This window comes from Kitasatospora kazusensis, from assembly GCF_039529945.1.
In the GTDB taxonomy this organism is placed as follows: Bacteria; Actinomycetota; Actinomycetes; order Streptomycetales; family Streptomycetaceae; genus Kitasatospora; species Kitasatospora kazusensis.
In genome coordinates, this window is the sequence record NZ_BAAANT010000002.1 from 369,045 (window position 1) to 388,114 (window position 19,070).

The 19,070-nt window shown below is 71.2% G+C and carries 12 protein-coding genes and 1 pseudogene; all 13 read left to right on the forward strand.

Annotated elements, in window-relative coordinates; genetic code table 11:
• The first annotated feature begins 10 nt into the window (after positions 1-10).
• The 13 genes and pseudogenes from ligA to ABD330_RS03745 all read left to right on the forward strand — a co-directional run bounded on the left by ligA (position 11) and on the right by ABD330_RS03745 (position 18,838).
• Positions 11-2,341, forward strand: coding sequence for an NAD-dependent DNA ligase LigA (ligA, locus tag ABD330_RS03685; RefSeq protein ID WP_344460558.1), 2,331 nt, complete (start codon positions 11-13; stop codon positions 2,339-2,341).
• A gap of 366 nt (positions 2,342-2,707) precedes the next feature.
• Positions 2,708-4,303: pseudogene (locus ABD330_RS03690) on the forward strand (putative bifunctional diguanylate cyclase/phosphodiesterase); the annotation flags it as partial.
• 212 nt (positions 4,304-4,515) lie between these two features.
• Positions 4,516-4,812, forward strand: a complete 297-nt coding sequence (gene gatC, locus ABD330_RS03695) for an Asp-tRNA(Asn)/Glu-tRNA(Gln) amidotransferase subunit GatC (RefSeq protein ID WP_280719380.1) — start codon at positions 4,516-4,518, stop codon at positions 4,810-4,812.
• Between the two features lie 5 nt (positions 4,813-4,817).
• Positions 4,818-6,311 (forward strand): Asp-tRNA(Asn)/Glu-tRNA(Gln) amidotransferase subunit GatA, encoded by a 1,494-nt coding sequence (gene gatA / locus ABD330_RS03700; RefSeq protein WP_344460562.1) that lies wholly within the window; start codon positions 4,818-4,820, stop codon positions 6,309-6,311.
• Entirely contained in the window at positions 6,308-6,565 is a 258-nt protein-coding gene (locus ABD330_RS03705; protein WP_344460564.1) for a hypothetical protein, read from the forward strand. Before gatA ends, ABD330_RS03705 begins: the two co-directional genes overlap by 4 nt.
• Positions 6,566-6,654: 89 nt before the next feature.
• A complete protein-coding gene (gene gatB / locus ABD330_RS03710; protein ID WP_425555438.1) occupies positions 6,655-8,154 on the forward strand; it encodes an Asp-tRNA(Asn)/Glu-tRNA(Gln) amidotransferase subunit GatB in 1,500 nt (499 codons plus the stop codon).
• Between the two features lie 692 nt (positions 8,155-8,846).
• Positions 8,847-11,870, forward strand: coding sequence for a putative bifunctional diguanylate cyclase/phosphodiesterase (locus tag ABD330_RS03715; protein WP_344460643.1), 3,024 nt, complete (start codon positions 8,847-8,849; stop codon positions 11,868-11,870).
• A 304-nt stretch (positions 11,871-12,174) separates the two neighbouring features.
• Positions 12,175-14,028 (forward strand): acetolactate synthase large subunit, encoded by a 1,854-nt coding sequence (locus ABD330_RS03720; protein ID WP_425555427.1) that lies wholly within the window; start codon positions 12,175-12,177, stop codon positions 14,026-14,028.
• A 36-nt stretch (positions 14,029-14,064) separates the two neighbouring features.
• The gene (ilvN, locus tag ABD330_RS03725; RefSeq protein WP_344460647.1) at positions 14,065-14,589 is read left to right on the forward strand and encodes an acetolactate synthase small subunit; all 525 of its coding nucleotides are present in this window, start codon (positions 14,065-14,067) and stop codon (positions 14,587-14,589) included.
• A 242-nt stretch (positions 14,590-14,831) separates the two neighbouring features.
• Complete coding sequence (gene ilvC, locus ABD330_RS03730; RefSeq protein WP_344460568.1) at positions 14,832-15,830, forward strand: ketol-acid reductoisomerase; 999 nt, start codon at positions 14,832-14,834, stop codon at positions 15,828-15,830.
• Positions 15,831-16,038: 208 nt separating this feature from the next.
• The gene (gene serA / locus ABD330_RS03735) at positions 16,039-17,619 is read left to right on the forward strand and encodes a phosphoglycerate dehydrogenase (protein ID WP_344460570.1); all 1,581 of its coding nucleotides are present in this window, start codon (positions 16,039-16,041) and stop codon (positions 17,617-17,619) included.
• A 151-nt stretch (positions 17,620-17,770) separates the two neighbouring features.
• Positions 17,771-18,394, forward strand: coding sequence for an LURP-one-related/scramblase family protein (locus ABD330_RS03740; RefSeq protein WP_344460572.1), 624 nt, complete (start codon positions 17,771-17,773; stop codon positions 18,392-18,394).
• A gap of 276 nt (positions 18,395-18,670) precedes the next feature.
• A complete protein-coding gene (locus ABD330_RS03745) occupies positions 18,671-18,838 on the forward strand; it encodes a hypothetical protein (protein ID WP_344460651.1) in 168 nt (55 codons plus the stop codon).
• Positions 18,839-19,070 lie beyond the last annotated feature (232 nt).

A 19,070-nucleotide genomic window follows, 5' to 3' on the forward strand; every position in this document is an offset into this window, starting at 1 on the left:
GGAGGACGCGGTGGCGGTCGAGGGCTGGGAAGAGGTTCCGGCAGAGGTGCGCAAGCGGCACGTCGAGCTGGCTGCCGAGCTTGAGGAGCACCGCGCGCGCTACTACGAGCAGGACGCGCCGACCATCAGCGACGCCGCGTTCGACACCCTGATGCGCGAGCTGGAGCGGATCGAGGCCGAGCACCCGGTCCTGGTCACCCCTGACTCGCCGACCCAGAAGGTCGGCGGCGCGGCCACCGACGTCTTCACCAAGGTCGAGCACCGGGAGCGGCTGCTCAGCCTGGACAACGCGATGGACGACGAGGAGCTCGCCGCCTGGGCCGAGCGCGTCGCCAAGGAGCTCGACGGCCTGGAATACCACTACCTCTGCGAGCTCAAGGTGGACGGCCTGGCCGTCAACCTCACGTACGAGCGCGGCCGGCTGGTGCTGGCCGCCACCCGCGGCACCGGCCGGATCGGCGAGGACATCACCGCCAACGTCCGCACCATCAAGGAGATCCCGCACCAGCTCAAGGGCGACGACATCCCCGAGCTGGTCGAGATCCGCGGCGAGGTCTACCTGCCGACCGAGGCCTTCGCCGAGCTGAACGCCTCCTTCGCGGCCGAGAACGACCGCCGCCGGGCCGAGAACGAGGAGCGCGCGAAGGAGGGCAAGCGCCCGCAGGCGCTGGTCAAGCTGTTCGCCAACCCGCGCAACGCCGCCGCCGGTTCGCTCCGGATGAAGGACCCGCTGGTCACCGCGTCCCGCCCGCTGCACATGGTGGTGCACGGCATCGGCGCCCGGGTCGGCTTCGACATCGACTGCCAGTCGCACGCCTACCAGCTGCTGCAGGACTGGGGCCTGCCGACCGCCCGGCACAACCGGGTGGTCGGGACCCTGGACGAGGTCCGTGCGTTCATCAAGCAGTACGGCGAGCAGCGGCACTCCGTCGAGCACGAGATCGACGGCGTGGTCGTCAAGGTGGACGAGATCCCGCTGCAGGGCCGGCTCGGCGCCACCTCCAAGTCCCCGCGCTGGGCCATCGCCTGGAAGTACCCGCCGGAGGAGGTCACCGCCAAGCTGGCCTCGATCAAGATCGGGATCGGCCGCACCGGCCGGGCCACGCCGTACGCGGTGATGGCGGAGCCGGTCAAGGTGGCCGGCTCGATGGTCCAGTACGCGACGCTGCACAACCAGCAGATCGTCAAGGCCAAGGGCGTGCTGCTCGGCGACACCGTGGTGCTCCGCAAGGCCGGTGACGTGATCCCGGAGATCCTCGGCCCGGTGGAGGACCTGCGGGACGGCACCGAGCGGGAGTTCGTGATGCCGTCGCACTGCCACGAGTGCGGCAGCGAGCTGCGCCCGCTGTCCGAGGGGGACATCGACCTGCGCTGCCCGAACGCCCAGTTCTGCCCGGCCCAGGTACGCGAGCGGATCGCCTTCCTCGGCGGTCGCTCCTCGCTGGACATCGAGGGCCTCGGCTACGTCGCGGCCACCGCGCTCACCCAGCCGCTGGAGCCCGCCGACGCGCCGGTCAAGAACGAGGGCGACATCTTCGGGCTGACGCTGGAGCAACTGCTCCCGATCACGGTCAAGGTCCGCGACCAGAAGACCGGCATGCCGAAGCTCGACGACGAGACCGGCGAGGAGAAGACGGTTACGTTCTTCGCCAATCTCAAGGGCGAGCCGAAGAAGACCACCACCCTCCTGCTGGAGAACCTGGACAAGGCCAGGCAGCGCCCGCTGTCGCGTTACCTCAACGGCCTGTCGATCCGTCACGTCGGCCCGGTGGCCGCCGAGGCGCTGGCCCGGGAGTTCCGGGACCTGGACCGGATCTTCGCCGCCACCGAGGAGGAGCTCGCCGCCACCGAGGGCGTCGGCCCGATCATCGCCCGCTCGATCAAGGAGTGGTTCGAGGAGGAGTGGCACCGGGAGATCCTGGAGAAGTGGCGCACGGCCGGCGTCCGGTTCACCGAGGAGGCGGCCGAGGAGGAGGGCCCGCGTCCGCTGGAGGGGCTGGTCGTGGTGGTCACGGGCACGCTCGCCGGGCACACCCGGGACGGTGCCAAGGAGGCGCTGACCTCGCAGGGTGCCAAGGTGACGGGTTCGGTTTCGAAGAAGACCGACTTCGTGGTGGCCGGTGACAACCCCGGGTCCAAGTACGACAAGGCCGTGCAGCTGGGCCTCGCGGTGCTGGACGACGCGGGCTTCGCCGTCCTGCTGGCCGGCGGTCCGGCGGCGGCCCGGGCACACCTCGGGCTCCAGGACACCGGGGCCGCCGAGGCCGCCCCGGACGGCGCGGCAGACGGCGCCGGGCCCGCGGCGCCGGCCGAGGCCGCTGCGGCCCCCGCGGAGGGCTGACACTCGTTACCGTCCTGATGCCGCGTCACCGGGATCCCGGCGCCGTAAAGGGGGCATTCTGTCACTGTGTGGCGGTGACTCATGGATGTTCTGTCGGTGAGGCGCTCACGGATGTCCGAAAGTCCGCCCTTCCGGCGGACACCGGCTTACCCTTGAGCGCAACAGTGTGTCAGCAAGGGTGATCGGCAAGGGTCCTGTGACCGGAGCCGTAGGGGACACCCGTCACTGACGCCCATCGGCGCCATTGAGGCGCCGTCACCGAAAGGCGGCCTGACGGGGCGGGCCCGACGGAGGACAGGGCTTATGGATCGTTCGACCGGCGGCGCGCCCACACGCCCGCCGCAGGGGGTGGCGGGTGCGGTCCTGCTGCTCGGCGTGCTGCTGGCCGGGGCGGCGCCGCTCATCCCACTGGCCGTCCTGGTCTACCGGCACGAACCCGAGCTGCTGCCGCTCTTCGCGGTCCCGCTCGCCGTCCTGGTGGCCGCCTGGCGGATCGCCCGGGACCGGGCCCGGGACCAGCTCACCGACCCGCTGACGGATCTGCCGAATCGTCACGCCTTGCTGTTGGCGGCCCAGGACGCGATCGCGGACCACCAGGACGAGGAGGACTTCAGCGTCGGGCTGATCCTGCTCGACCTGGACCGGTTCCGGTCGCTCAACGACGCTTTAGGACATACGGCGGGCGACCGGCTGCTCGTGCACATCGCCCGCCGACTGCACCGGGCGCTCCGCTCGGGCACCCACAACCCCGCCCGTAGCGATCCGGACGACGTGTTCTCCAGCCTGCCGCCCGCCGTCCAGCGCGGCGGCCGTCCGGTGGTCGCCCGGATGGGCGGCGACGAGTTCGCCGTCCTGCTCCCCGGCGTCGGCTGCGCGGACACCCTGGAGCGGGTCGCCAAGGCCCTGATCGCCGAACTCGCCGCGCCGATCCGGCTCGACGGGCTGCTGCTCGTCCTGGAGGCCAGTGCCGGCCTCTGTGTCTACCCGAGGCACGCCCAGGACGCCGAGGCGCTGCTCCGCCGGGCGGACGTCGCGATGGCCCACGCCCAGCGCCGCCGCAGCGGCGTCGAGCAGTACGACGAGGCCCGGGACCTCGACACGCCGTACCGGATCGGACTTCTCGGCGACCTCAGGAGGGCGCTGGAGACCAACGAGGTGCAGCTGCACTACCAGCCCAAGGTCGCCTTCGACGGCCGGGTGGTCGGCCTGGAGGCGCTGCTGCGCTGGGACCGGCCGGGCCGCGGCCGGGTCGGCCCGGACGAGTTCATCGGCCTCGCCGAGTCCAGCGGGCTGATGCCCCGGCTCACCGACTACGTACTGGAGGCGGCCGTCGGCCAGCTCGCCTCCTGGCGCCGCCAGGGGCTGGAGGTGCAGGTCGCCGTCAACGTCTCGCCGCGCGACGTGCTCAGCCCGGGGTTCGCCGGCCGGGTGGCCGGCCACCTGACCCGGCAGGGGGTGCCCGCGCACGCCCTCCAGCTGGAGATCACCGAGCGCCTGCTGCTGGACGACTCCCGGCTCGCCGCCGACACCCTGGCCGAGCTGCGCCGCTACGGGGTCGGGATGTCGCTGGACGACTTCGGCACCGGGCACTCCTCGCTGGTGCGGCTGCGCAGCCTGCCGGTCGGCGAGCTCAAGATCGACCGTTCCTTCGTCTCCCGGATGGTCGCCGACCACCACGACGCCGCCGTCGTCCGCTGCTCGGTCGAGCTGGCGCACTCGCTCGGCCTGACCGTGGTCGCCGAGGGCGTCGAGGACGACGAGACCTGGGAGCGCCTGCACAGCATGGGCGTGGACGCCGTCCAGGGCTGGCTGGTCTCGGCCGCGCTGCCCGCCGACCAGGCCACCGCGTGGCTGATGGTGCACCGCAACAACGCCCCGACGGTCGAGTGGCTCACCCCGCGCGCCCTGCGCCCGGTGGTCCAGGCCGAACTCCCGTCACCCGCACCGACGACCCCCCAGTAGTTGCACTGTCAGGGGCGCGGGGCCCCTTTTGATGAACTGCGCGCGCGACCAGGGCACCACGAAGGTGCCCGGTTGCGCGCGCCGTTCCCCGCGCCCCTGCTCTGGTTGCTCTGACGAGTTCCCGCGCCCCATAGGATGGCCTCACAGACCATGAGACCGTGGGCGCCCCCGGTGCCCGGCCTCACCAGAACTCACCCCCTGAGGATCGCTGCATGCCTGGCATCACGCGCGAGGAGGTCGCCCACCTCGCTCGGCTGTCGCGTCTTGAGTTGCAGGCCGAAGAGCTGGACCACTTCGCCGAGCAGCTCGACGTGATCATCGGCGCGGTCGCCCGCGTTTCCGAGGTCGCCGGACAGGACGTACCGCCCACCTCCCACCCGCTGCCGCTGACCAACGTCATGCGCGCGGACGTGGTCCGGCCGTCGCTCACCCCGGAGCAGGCGCTCTCCGGCGCGCCCGCCGCCGAGGAGCAGCGCTTCCGTGTCCCGCAGATCCTCGGGGAGGACTAGTTCCGATGACCGATCTCATCCGCTACACCGCCGCCGAGACGGCCGCCGCGATCTCCTCCGGTGAGGTCAGCGCCGTCGAGGTGGCCCAGGCGCACCTGGACCGCATCGACGCCGTGGACAAGAAGGTCAACGCCTTCCTGCACGTCGACACCGAGGGTGCGCTGAGCGCCGCCCGCGCGGTGGACGCCAAGCGCGCCAAGGGCGAGGAGCTCGGCCCGCTGGCCGGCGTCCCGCTCGCGCTGAAGGACGTCTTCACCACCAAGGGCGTTCCGACCACCTGCGGCTCGAAGATCCTCGAAGGCTGGATCCCGCCGTACGACGCGACGTTGACGACGCGTCTGAAGGACGCGGGCGTGGTGATCCTCGGCAAGACCAACATGGACGAGTTCGCCATGGGGTCCTCCACCGAGAACAGCGCCTACGGCACCACCGGCAACCCGTGGGACCTCTCCCGGATCCCCGGCGGCTCCGGCGGCGGCTCGGCCGCGGCGCTGGCCGCGTTCGAGGCCCCGCTGGCGATCGGCACCGACACCGGCGGCTCGATCCGCCAGCCCGGCGCCGTCACCGGCACGGTCGGCGTCAAGCCGACCTACGGCTCGGTCTCCCGCTACGGCCTGGTCGCCTTCTCGTCCTCGCTGGACCAGGGCGGCCCCTGCGCCCGTACCGTCCTCGACGCGGCCCTGCTGCACGAGGCGATCGCCGGACACGACCCGCTCGACTCCACCTCGATCGACGCGCCGGTGCCGGCCGTGGTCGAGGCCGCCAAGCGCCGCGACATCCGCGGCATGCGGATCGGCGTGGTCAAGGAGTTCGCGGGCGAGGGCTACCAGGCCGGCGTGATGCAGCGCTTCAACGAGAGCGTCGAGCTGCTGCGCGAGCTGGGTGCGGAGGTCGTCGAGGTCTCCTGCCCGTCCTTCACCCTCGCGATGCCGGCGTACTACCTGATCGCGCCGAGCGAGGCCTCCTCCAACCTGGCCCGCTTCGACGCCATGCGGTACGGCCTGCGGGTCGGCGACGACGGCACCCGCTCGGCCGAGGACGTCACCGCCCTCACCCGCGAGGCCGGCTTCGGCGACGAGGTCAAGCGCCGCATCATCCTCGGCACGTACGCGCTCTCCTCGGGCTACTACGACGCCTACTACGGCTCGGCGCAGAAGGTCCGCACGCTCATCTCGCGGGACTTCGACGCGGCCTTCGCGGGCGTGGACGTGCTGGTCTCGCCGACCACGCCGACCACCGCCTTCCCGATCGGCGAGCGCGCCGACGACCCGCTGGCGATGTACCTGGCCGACCTGTGCACCATCCCGTCCAACCTCGCGGGCAACGCGGCCATGTCGCTGCCCTGCGGGCTCGCGCCGGAGGACAATCTCCCGGTCGGCCTGCAGATCATCGCTCCCGCGATGGCGGACGACCGCCTGTACCGCGTGGGCGGCGCCGTCGAGGCCGCGCTCAACGACAAGTGGGGGCACACCCTGCTGGAGGAGGCACCGGCACTGTGAGCAAGATTGCCAAGGCAAAAGCCAGTGGTTCGATCAAGGGGTGGAAGCACTCGAAGGCCGGCCTGTGGCTGTCCATCGGGACCAGCGCGTTCGGCGCGATCTCGGTCGTCAAGGACGTCAAGAAGGCCCGCGGCGACCAGGACACCCTGAAGCTGATCAACGCGGTGGTCGGCGCGGTGGCCCTGGTCACCGGCACCGCCCTGCTGGTCCGTGAGCTCAGGCAGCTCGGGGACGACGACATCCTGCTGGGCTGAGTGCCCGCCGGGCCCGGCCCCCTTGCAGCGGGGCCGGGCCCGTACCTCCCAAGACTTTCAGTGATAGCGAAGGGGACGCTGTGAGCGTCATGAACCTGGTGTCCTACGACGACGCCATGGCCTCCTACGACCCGGTGATGGGCCTTGAGGTCCACGTCGAGCTGGGCACCAAGACCAAGATGTTCTGCGGGTGCTCGACCGAGCTCGGCGCCGAGCCGAACAGCCAGACCTGCCCGACCTGCCTCGGCCTGCCCGGCTCGCTGCCGGTGGTCAACGCGATCGGCGTCGAGTCCGCGATCAAGATCGGCCTCGCGCTGAACTGCGAGATCGCCGAGTGGTGCCGGTTCGCCCGGAAGAACTACTTCTACCCGGACATGCCGAAGAACTTCCAGACCTCGCAGTACGACGAGCCGATCGCCTTCAACGGCTACCTCGACGTGCAGCTGGAGGACGGCGAGATCTTCCGGGTCGAGATCGAGCGCGCCCACATGGAGGAGGACACCGGCAAGTCCTCCCACATCGGCGGCGCGACCGGCCGCATCCACGGTGCCTCGCACTCGCTGCTCGACTACAACCGGGCCGGCATCCCGCTGATCGAGATCGTCACCAAGCCGATCGAGGGCGCGGGCGTCCGCGCCCCCGAGGTCGCCAAGGCGTACGTCGCCGAGCTGCGCGAGCTGATCAAGGCGCTGGACGTCTCCGAGGCCCGGATGGACAAGGGCCAGATGCGCTGCGACGTCAACCTGTCGCTGCGCCCGCACGGCCGGGAGAAGTTCGGCACCCGCTCGGAGACCAAGAACGTCAACTCGCTGCGCAGCGTGGAGCGGGCCGCCCGGTTCGAGATCATGCGGCACGCCACCGTGCTCGACGACGGCGGGACGATCGTCCAGGAGACCCGGCACTTCCACGAGGAGGACGGCTCCACCACGGCCGGCCGGATCAAGGACAACGCCGAGGACTACCGGTACTTCCCGGAGCCCGACCTCGTCCCGATCGCCCCCTCCCGCGAGTGGGTCGAGGAGCTGCGGGCCGGGCTGCCCGAGCTGCCGCGCCTGCGTCGCGCGCGCCTCCAGGGCGAGTGGGGCCTGTCGGACAAGGACATGCAGTCGGTGCTCAACGCCGGCGCCGTCCAGCCGATCCTGGACACCATCGCGGCCGGCGCCCCCGCCGACCAGGCCCGCAAGTGGTGGATGGGCGAGCTGGCCCGCCGGGCCAACGAGACCGGCACCGACCTCGCCGAGCAGCCGATCACCCCGGCCCAGGTGGCCCGGGTCTGCGCGCTCGTCGCCGAGGGCAAGCTCAACGACAAGCTGGCCCGCCAGGTCATCGAGGCCGTGCTCGCCGGCGAGGGTGAGCCGGACGCGGTCGTCGAGCAGCGCGGCCTGGCCGTCGTCTCGGACGACTCCGCGCTCGGCGCAGCCGTCGACCAGGCGATCGCCGAGAACGCCGGCATCGCCGACAAGATCCGCGACGGCAAGATCGCGGCCGTCGGAGCCCTGGTCGGCGCGGTCATGAAGACCACCCGCGGCCAGGCCGACGCCGCCCGCGTCAAGGACCTCATCCTGGCCAAGCTCGGCGTCCAGGCCTGACCCCAGGCCGACGACCCCAGGGGCACGGAAAACCACCCGGTTTCCCGTGCCCCTTCGCTGTTCCCCACCCGGCGGGCCGCCTCTCAGGGGACCGGGCGCCTCTCCAGGGCCGCGTGGGACTGCGCGAGACCGGGAGCAACGCCGCCGCACCTCCCGCTCCGCGCAGCGCTCCCCGCGAAGCCGCCCGCAGGGCAACCCCCACCCGACCGGGTTGATCCGGGCGAAGCGGATGCAGAACCCAGCACCCTGACCATTACTCTAAGTTGAGTGTATGTGTCATTGAGTGACCAGAGTGGTGTAGTGTCCCGAGTGGGAACACCGGTACGGCGCGGCGGATCGACTTCGCCGGCCCGCCCCGGAGGTGCCGGAACGGGCCTTCGGGGGCACTGTGATGACGCGGCGTCAGGTCGCTTCGTGCGGTGGCACAGCCGAGGTCCGGGCGCGCTGCGGCCCCGGGCCGGAGGGGGAGATGTCGAGTGAACTCCACCGATGCGGTGCTGCCTGCCGCGCCCACGCCCGGGCCGGCCCCGGCGGGGGAGGCCCGCACCTGCCCGCACCACCTGCACCCCTGGGCGGCCGAGCCCCCGCCCGGCCGCTCCGAAGTCGTGAAGTGCTGGCTGGCCACCTCCTGGGCCGCCAAGTCGGCGGCGGCCAGGGCCTGGTGGGGCAGCCCCTGGTACCTGACCCCGTGGGTGCTGGCCACCCGCGCCGTCCGGACGCCCGACGCGGCCCTGGTCGCGCTCTGCCTCGGGTACGCGCTGGGGGCCGCCCTGGACTGGGGGTCACCCCCGCTGGCGACCTTCATGGGCGACTTCGGGCTCGCCGCCGCCGCCCTCGCCGCCGCCCTCTCCTGCCTGCTGCACGGCTGCACCGTCGGCGGCCCGTCCCGCCCGGCCTGGCTGCTGTTCGGCCTGTCCTCCTCCGTGGTGGCGTTCGGCAACGGCACCTGGGGCTGGTACGAGTTCGTGCTCCACACCGACGTGCCGCAGAACTCGCCCGCCGAGTACGCCTTCCTGCTCTTCGCCCCGCTCGCCATCACCGGCCTGCTGGTGCTCGCCCAGCGCCCCCGGACGGCCGCCGCCTGGCTCTGCCTGCTGCTGGACGGGTGGCTGGTCGCGGGCTCGCTGCTCACCCTCAGCTGGAGCCTCGCGCTCGGCCGGGTCGCGGCGGGCGAGGGCGACGACCCCGTCCGGCTCGCGCTCGGCCTGGCCTACCCGGTGCTGGACATCCTGCTGATCAGCCTGGTGGTCGGCCTGCGCCTGCGCAGCCGGGACGGCAACCGGGCCGCCGTCCACACCGCGATGGTCGCCCTCGCGGTGACCGTGGTCTGCGACGCCCTCTTCACCTCGCCGGAGTTGCGGATGAGCTACCACTCCGGCGAGCTGCTCGACGCGGGCTGGTTCTCCGGGAGCGTGCTGCTGGCCCGGGCCCCCTGGTCGGCCAGCCGGCGCCCGAGCCGCGAGCACCCCTCGGCCGGCGGCACCCCGCGCCGGCGGGTCGCCTCCACCTTCAGCGCCCTGACGCCGTACGTCGCGGCCGCGGTCTGCACGGCCGGGATCCTCTACAACGCCCTGGGCGGGCAGCCGTTGGACCGGGTGGTGATCGCCACCGCCTGCACGGTCGGCTTCGCGCTGATCCTGCGCCAGGGCGTGATGCTGGTGGACAACCTCAAGCTGGCGCAGGAACTGGCCCAGAAGGAGGCGCACTTCCGTTCGCTGGTGCAGGGCTCCAGCGACGTCATCATGATCGCGGGCGCCAACGGCGCGCTCAGCTACGTGAGCCCGGCCGCCCTCGGCGTCTACGGCCGGGATCCGGAGGAGCTGGTCGGCGGCAACCTGCTCAACCTCGTCCACCCCGACGACGTCGACCGGATGCTGCTGGAGGTCCGGCGGCTGCTCGTCAAGAGCCACGGCCGCCGGACGGGCGAGGCCGGCGGCGAGCCGTCGGCCCGGGTCGAGTGCCGGATCCGCTCCGGCGGCGGCGAGTGGCTGCACGTCGAGTCCACGGTGAACCGCTACCGGGACGGGCTGATCCTCAACAGCCGGGACGTCACCGAGCGGGTGATACTGCAGGCCCAGCTCCAGCACAACGCCTTCCACGACCCGCTGACCGACCTGCCCAACCGCGCCCTCTTCACCCAGCGCGTCCGCGCCGCCCTGGCCGCCCCCGCGGTGCCCGGCCGACGGGCCGCCGAGCAGTACGGCTGCGGCCTCGACGGCCCGGCCGACAGCGTCTACACCGGCCCGGACGGCTCCCGCGAGCACCCCGCCCAGGACAGCCCCGCCATCGCCGTGCTCTTCCTCGACCTGGACGGCTTCAAGGCCGTCAACGACACCGCCGGGCACCAGGTCGGCGACGAGCTGCTGGTGCAGGCGGCCCGCCGGCTCCAGGGCGCGGTACGGGCCGGGGACACCGTCGCGCGGTTCGGCGGGGACGAGTTCGCCGCCCTGGTCTGCGGGCGGCTCGGCCGCACCCAGGTCCACGAACTCGCCGAACGGCTGCGCTCCGCGCTCTCCGAGCCGTACTGGATCGGCGGCGCCGAACTGGGCGTCGCCGCCAGTATCGGCATCGCCTTCGGGCCCCGCGGCCACGCGCCTGCCGCCGATCCGGCGATGACCGACCCGAAGGCCGCCACCGACGAGCTGATGCGCAACGCCGACCTGGCGATGTACCGGGCGAAGTCCCAGGGCAAGGGCCGGGTGGTGCTCTACACCCCGGCCATGCGGACCGAGCTCGACCGCCGGGCCGAGCTGGAGGAGCGGCTGCGGGTCGCCGTCCGGGAGGGCGGCTTCACCCTGCTCCACCAGCCGGTGGTGGACCTGCGCACCGGCGCGGTCACCGCCGTCGAGGCGCAGGCCCGCTGGCGCTCCGCCCAGGGGCTGCTGCTCACCCCGGCCGAGTTCCTGCGCTCCGCCGAGCAGGGCGACGCGGCCACCCGGTTCGCCCGCTGGATGCTCCAGGAGGCGGTCACCACGGCCGCCGCCCGCCGGGCCGACCTGGACCCGCCCAGATCCGTCCCCGTCCCGGTCTCGGTCCGGCTGAGCGCCGAGCGGCTCTGCGCGCCCGGCATGTACGAGGCGATCGTCGCGGTGCTCCGCGAGACCAGGCTGCCCGCCGAGCACCTGGTGATCGAGCTGGCCCGGACGGGCCCGGACACCCTCGCCGACGAGCTCGGACGCCGGCTGGCCGCGCTGCGCCGGGCCGGGGTCTGCACCACGGTGGCCGGCTTCGGGGCGGGCAACGGCTCGCTCGGCGCGCTGGCCCGGCTCCCGTTCGACGCGCTCAAGCTGGACCGCAGCCTCGTCCAGGACGTCGCCGACTCGGCGGTCACCAGGGCGCTGGCCGGGCACGCGCTGCGGCTGGGCCGCGACCTCGGCCTGGTCACCCTCGCGGAGGGGGTCGACCACGCCCGGCAGGTGGTGGCGCTCCAGGAGCTGGGCTGCCGCCAGGCACAGGGGCTGGCCTTCGCGCAGCCGCTGGACGAGCACCGGCTGCGCCGGGCGCTGGCCCGCCGGGTGTACCCGCTGCCGCGCCCGCTCGGATCGCTGTCGGCCAGACGCGCCTACCTAGCGGTCGACACCCGTTCGGGTGGCCGTGCGGACCCGGGTTCGGGGCGGGTCGTACACCGCCACGGGGCCCCCGACCTGCCCGAACGCCGGATGCCCACCAGTCCGTTGACAGGTCCGCATGGTGAGACCTCCGTCCCACCTGCTTGACACTCCCCACCTACGGGGAGGAAGGTCGTTGCCATGCGCACCCGAATTCTCGTACTTGGCGGGCGCGTCGGCTGAGTGGGCCATCGTGCCCTACTTTGACAGACCGACGCGCCACCCCTCGCATGCCCTTGGCACGAGGGGTTTTTTGTTGCACCGGAACTGTTGAAACCCGCAATACACCTGGCCTCCAGACCCCGCCCGATCGGCACCAGACGGGCGGACGATGGAGGCAGAGCCGGAGACCGGTCACCCAAGGCGAGACCCGTACTCGCCCGGCCGGCAGAACCCGAGAAGAGACAGGCAGATGACTGAGCACGCCGCATCCCCCCGCCGTGGGGACAACCCGGCCGCCCACGCTCCGGGTCCCACCACCGTCGTCGAGACGATGACCGGCGCGCAGTCGCTCATCCGCTCGCTCGAGGCCGTAGGCGCGGACACGGTCTTCGGCATCCCGGGTGGGGCCATTCTTCCGGCGTACGACCCGCTGATGGACTCGGCCAAGGTGCGCCACATCCTGGTCCGGCACGAGCAGGGCGCCGGCCACGCCGCGACCGGCTACGCGCAGGCCACCGGCAAGGTCGGGGTCTGCATGGCGACCTCCGGGCCGGGCGCGACCAACCTGGTCACCCCGATCGCCGACGCCTACATGGACTCCGTCGCGATGGTCGCGATCACCGGGCAGGTCGCCTCCAAGGCGATCGGCACGGACGCCTTCCAGGAGGCGGACATCTGCGGCATCACGATGCCGATCACCAAGCACAACTTCCTGGTCACCGACCCGGCCGAGATCCCCCGGGTGATCGCCGAGGCGTTCCACATCGCCGCCACCGGCCGCCCGGGCCCGGTGCTGGTCGACATCGCCAAGGACGCGCTGCAGGCCACCACCGTCTTCCGCTGGCCGGTCGAGATGTCGCTGCCGGGCTACCGGCCCGTCACCAAGCCGCACGCCAAGCAGATCCGCGAGGCCGCGCGGATGCTGGTGAGCGCCAGGAAGCCGGTCCTCTACGTCGGCGGCGGCGTCCTGAAGGCGGGTGCCGCCACCGAGCTGCGGATCCTCGCCGAGCTGACCGGCGCGCCGGTGGTCACCACCCTGATGGCTCTGGGCGTCTTCCCCGACAGCCACCCGCAGCACCTGGGCATGCCCGGCATGCACGGCTCCGTCCCGGCCGTCACCGCCCTGCAGAAGTCCGACCTGCTGTTCACCCTCGGCGCCCGCTTCGACGACCGGGTCACCGGCAAGCTGGACAGCTTCGCCCCGTACGCCAAGGTCGTGCACGCGGACATCGACCCGGCCGAGATCGGCAAGAACCGCCCGGCGGACGTGCCGATCGTCGGCGACGCCCGCGAGGTGCTGGCCGACCTGATCGTCGCCGTCCAGGCCGAGTACGACGCCGGGCACAAGAGCGACTACGCCGACTGGTGGGTCAAGCTCAACGAGTGGAAGAAGACCTACCCGCTGGGCTACGAGCCGGCCCCGAACGGCGAGCTCTCCCCGCAGCAGGTGATCGAGCGGATCGGTCAGCTCGTCGGCTCGGACGCCATCTACGCGGCGGGCGTCGGCCAGCACCAGATGTGGGCCTCGCAGTTCATCAGCTACGAGAAGCCGGCCACCTGGCTGAACTCCGGCGGCGCGGGGACGATGGGCTACGCCGTCCCGGCCGCGATGGGCGCCAAGGCGGGCAAGCCGGAGGCCGTGGTCTGGGCGATCGACGGCGACGGCTGCTTCCAGATGACCAACCAGGAGCTGGTCACCTGCGCGCTGAACAACATCCCGATCAAGGTCGCGATCATCAACAACGGCTCGCTGGGCATGGTCCGCCAGTGGCAGACGCTCTTCTACAACCAGCGGTACTCCAACACCGTGCTGCACTCCGGTCCCGAGCACGACGGCATCGCCGCCCCCGCCCAGGGCACCCGGATCCCCGACTTCGTGCTGCTCTCGGAGGCGATGGGCTGCGTCGGCCTGCGCTGCGAGCGCCCGGAGGACCTGGACGCGGTGATCGAGCAGGCGATGGCGATCAACGACCGCCCGGTGGTCATCGACTTCATCGTCCACCAGGACGCCATGGTCTGGCCGATGGTCGCCGCCGGCACCAGCAACGACGAGATCCTCGCCGCCCGGGACGTCCGCCCCGACTTCGGCGACGACCTCGACTAACAGCCCCGACCAACCGATAGAGAGCTCATGACCATCATGTCCAAGCACACCCTCTCCGTCCTGGTCGAGAACAAGCCCGGCGTGCTCGCCCGCATCGCCGCCCTGTTCTCCCGTCGGGGTTTCAACATCGACTCCCTCGCCGTCGGCCCGACCGAGCACCCGGACATCTCCCGGATGACGATCGTGGTCAACGTCGAGGACCTGCCGCTGGAGCAGGTCACCAAGCAGCTGAACAAGCTGGTCAACGTGATAAAGATCGTCGAACTCGACCAGGCCGCTGCGATCCAGCGGGAACTGGTCCTGGTCAAGGTCCGCGCCGACGCCGAAACCCGGTCGCAGGTCGTGGAGATCGTCCAGCTCTTCCGCGCCAAGACGGTCGACGTCTCCCCGGACGCCGTGACCATCGAGGCCACCGGCAGCTCCGACAAGCTGGAGGCGATGCTGCGGATGCTGGAGCCGTACGGCATCAAGGAGCTCGTCCAGTCCGGCCTGGTGGCGATCGGCCGAGGCGCCCGCTCCATCACCGACCGCTCCCTCCGGGCCCTGGACCGCTCTGCCTAGAGCTTCGCTCTCAGGCAACTGGTGAGCCACAGACAGGGGCGCGGGGAACTGCGCGGGACCGGAAGGCTACGGTCCGCAGGTTCCCACTTCGCGCAGTTCCTCGCGCCCCCACCGGTTGACCGGTTGCCTCCCCGGAGCCCCCCCGTCTCACCCCCTGAAGCACCGCCCCACACCACCGCCGGGCCGACGTACGGTAAGTACGCAACGCACCTGGTACACCACACGCAAGGAGATGTGCCCCCGTGGCCGAGCTGTTCTACGAAGACGATGCCGACCTGTCCATCATCCAGAGCCGCAAGGTCGCGGTCATCGGCTACGGCAGCCAGGGCCACGCCCACGCGCTGTCCCTGCGCGACTCGGGCGTGGACGTCAGGGTCGGCCTGCTGGAGGGCTCCAAGTCCCGCGCGAAGGCGGAGGAGGCCGGCCTGACGGTCGCCACCCCGTCCGAGGCCGCCGCCTGGGCCGACGTCATCATGATCCTGGTGCCGGACCCGATCCAGGGCGATGTCTACAAGGAGGCGATCGAGCCGAACCTGAAGGCGGGCGACGCGCTCTTCTTCGGCCACGGCCTCAACATCCGCTTCGGCTTCATCACGCCGCCGTCGGACGTCGACGTCTGCATGGTCGCCCCGAAGGGCCCGGGCCACCTGGTCCGCCGTCAGTACGAGGAGGGCCGTGGCGTCCCCGCGATCGTCGCGGTCGAGCAGGACGCCACCGGCAAGGGCCTGGAGCTGGCGCTCTCGTACGCCAAGGGCATCGGCGCCACCAAGGCCGGCGTCATCAAGACCACCTTCACCGAGGAGACCGAGACCGACCTGTTCGGTGAGCAGGCCGTCCTCTGCGGCGGTACGGCCGCCCTGGTCAAGGCCGGTTTCGAGACCCTGGTCGAGGCCGGCTACCAGCCGGAGATCGCCTACTTCGAGTGCCTGCACGAGCTGAAGCTCATCGTCGACCTGATGTACGAGGGCGGCCTGGAGAAGATGCGCTGGTCCATCTCGGAGACCGCCGAGTGGGGCGACTACGTGACCGGCCCGCGCATCATCACCGCCGACACCAAGGCCGAGATGAAGAAGGTCCTCGCCGAGATCCAGGACGGCACCTTCGCCAACACCTGGATCGCCGAGTACAAGGCGGGCCTGCCCAAGTACAACGAGTACAAGACCGCCGACTCCGAGCACCTGCTGGAGACCACCGGCAAGAAGCTCCGCAAGCTGATGAGCTGGGTCGACGAGAAGGCGTAACAAGGGCTAACTGCCTTGTACAACCAGGCTGCTCCCGTCCGGGTGATTTCGCCGGTCGGGAGCAGCCCCGCCCTCTGCCCGTCGATACACTTCCGAGTGCGCGTCAGGCCCACAGCGTCGTGCGTCTACCTACGCGGCTATGCCACCTTCCCCCTGTTCGTCGTGCCAGCCACATGCCGAGGGGAACCGGACAGTTAAGGACACTGTCGTGAGCAAATCCGTAGTTCTCATCGCCGAAGAGCTGTCGCCCGCCACCGTCGACGCGCTGGGCCCCGACTTCGAGATCCGCCACTGCAACGGCGGGGACCGGAACGAACTCCTGACCGCCATCGCGGACGTGGACGCCATCCTGATCCGCAGTGCCACCAAGGTGGACGCGGAGGCGCTGGCCGTCGCGAAGAAGCTGAAGGTCGTCGCCCGCGCGGGCGTCGGTCTGGACAACGTGGACGTCTCCGCCGCCACCAAGGCCGGCGTGATGGTCGTGAACGCCCCGACCTCCAACATCGTCACCGCCGCCGAGCTCGCCTGCGGTCTGCTGATCGCCAGCGCCCGGCACATCGCGCCCGCCAACGCCGCGCTCAAGCAGGGCGAGTGGAAGCGCAACAAGTACACCGGCGTCGAGCTGAGCGAGAAGACCCTCGGCGTGGTCGGCCTCGGCCGGATCGGCGTGCTGGTCGCCCAGCGGATGTCCGCCTTCGGCATGAAGATCGTCGCGTACGACCCCTACATCCAGGCCGCCCGCGCGGCCCAGATGGGCGTCAAGCTGCTCTCGCTCGAAGAGCTGCTGGAGGTCTCGGACTTCATCACCGTCCACCTCCCGAAGACCCCCGAGACGATCGGCCTGATCGGCGACGAGGCGCTGCACAAGGTCAAGCCGACCGTGCGCATCGTCAACGCCGCCCGTGGCGGCATCGTGGACGAGGCCGCGCTCGCCAGCGCGCTGCGCGACGGCCGGGTGGCCGGCGCGGGCCTGGACGTCTACGCCAAGGAGCCGTGCACCGACTCCCCGCTGTTCGCCTTCGACAACGTGGTCGCCACCCCGCACCTCGGCGCCTCCACCGACGAGGCCCAGGAGAAGGCCGGCATCGCCGTCGCCAGGTCGGTGCGCCTCGCGCTCGCGGGCGAGCTGGTCCCGGACGCGGTCAACGTGCAGGGCGGTGTGATCGCCGAGGACGTACGCCCGGGCCTGCCGCTCGCCGAGAAGCTCGGCCGGATCTTCACCGCGCTGGCCGGCGAGGTCGCCGTCCGCCTCGATGTCGAGGTCCGCGGCGAGATCACCCAGCACGACGTCAAGGTGCTCGAACTCTCGGCTCTCAAGGGCGTGTTCGAGGATGTCGTGGCGGAGACGGTGTCCTACGTCAACGCCCCGCTGTTCGCGCAGGAGCGCGGTGTCGAGGTCCGCCTGACGACCAGCAGCGAGAGCCCCGAGCACCGCAACGTGATCACCGTGCGCGGCACCCTCGCCGACGGCGGCGAGATCGCCATCTCGGGCACGCTCTCCGGCCCGAAGCAGATCCAGAAGATCGTCGGTGTGGACGCCTTCGACGTGGACGTCGCGCTCACCGACCACATGGCCTTCTTCAAGTACGAGGACCGCCCCGGCGTGGTCGGCACCCTCGGCCAGATCCTCGGCAACGCCGGCATCAACATCGCGGGCATGCAGGTCGCCCGGGACGGTGACCGCGCGCTGGCCTCGATCACCGTGGACAGCGAGGTCTCGCAGGAGGTCCTGACCGAGATCGCCGCCGCGATCGGTGCCCAGTTCGCCCGCGCGGTCAACCTCGGCTGACCGTTCGCCACCTTTTTTCCTTCACTTCCCGACAGCCCTCCAGGCCTGTTGTGCTGATTGTGCAACAGCAGACCAGGGGGGCTGTCGTCGTCGAATCCGGACTCTCTATGCTCATCCCCGTCATCACCGCACCAAGGGGAGGAAACCCGGCATGAGCGACGGAATCGGCAGCCTGTTCGGCATAGCGCAGCAGCTGCTCGGGAACGCCCAGCAGCAGGGCCACGGGGAGCAGCACGACAACTTCCTGGAGGGGCTCAGCCAGCGCCTCCTGGACGGCCACGAGCCGGTCCAGAACGGCGTCACCTACGAGATCGACGAGAAGTTCTTCTCGCCCACCCACGACTTCTGGATCAAGCGTGGCGGCGAGCGGGTCTTCCAGGTCGACGAGAAGATGTTCAGCTTCAGCGGCGTCATCGCGCTGCAGGACGTCAACGGCAACGAGCTGTACCGGATCTCCGAGAAGATCATGACGCTCCGGGACATCCGCTACATCCAGCGCGGTGAGCAGCGGATCGCCACCGTGAAGAAGTCGCTCTTCTCGCCGCTGGTCTACAAGTTCACCGTGACCTTCGAGAACGGTGCCGAGCTGCACGTCACGGGCAACATCACCGACCACCAGTACGCCATCACCTACGGCGAGCAGGAGGTCGCGCACATCGCCCGCAAGTGGTCGCTGCTGAGCGAGCACTACGGCGTCACCATCGTCCCGGGCCAGGACGACGCCCTGCTGCTGACCATCGCGGCCTGCGCCGAGGCCATGGTGCTGGACGACTGATCCCGCACCGCCCCGCCGGGGCCCGGACCGCTGCGGCGGCCCGGGCCCCGGCGCGTTCCCGGCGGTGTCTCAGATAGTAGGAAATCCAAGTAGTTGTGCAGACAGCGACGGTGGGTCCGTCGTACCTTGTAAGGGCCGGATGGTGAGCCCACCCCTCTCAAACGAGAGCGCGAGGCCCCTCCGTGCCGTACGCGCATCGACAGGCGACCCCTGCTCGGCGTACCAACTTCTCCCCACCCTCAGCACGTTCCTGTGCCCTGAACCGAGGAGCCCGGTATGCCCCACGCAAACCTGCTCACCCACCGTGACCACGCCGCCCCCACCACCACCGCCCGCACCCCGCGCCGCCACCGTCGCGCCGAGCCCGACCCGCACGCGGCGGCCGCCCTCCAGCGCGCCCTCGACCGCCGCGACAACGGCGGCGCCACCGGCCACGGCCAGTAGCCGCACACGCTCACGCACGAAGCAGGGGCGCATGGGGGTACCTCCCGGCCGAAGGCTGGGGGAGAACCCCCACGCGCCCCTGTCGTGGTTCTCCGCGGGCGCCGGGTCACCACTGGGCCGAATGCCTGACGGGTCGTCACCCACAGGAGTGCATGCCCTCCCCGGAAGAGGGAAACCGCTGGCCAGGGTCAACGCGGTGATCCTAATTTGGTGCCTCCGGGAGGGTGCCCAC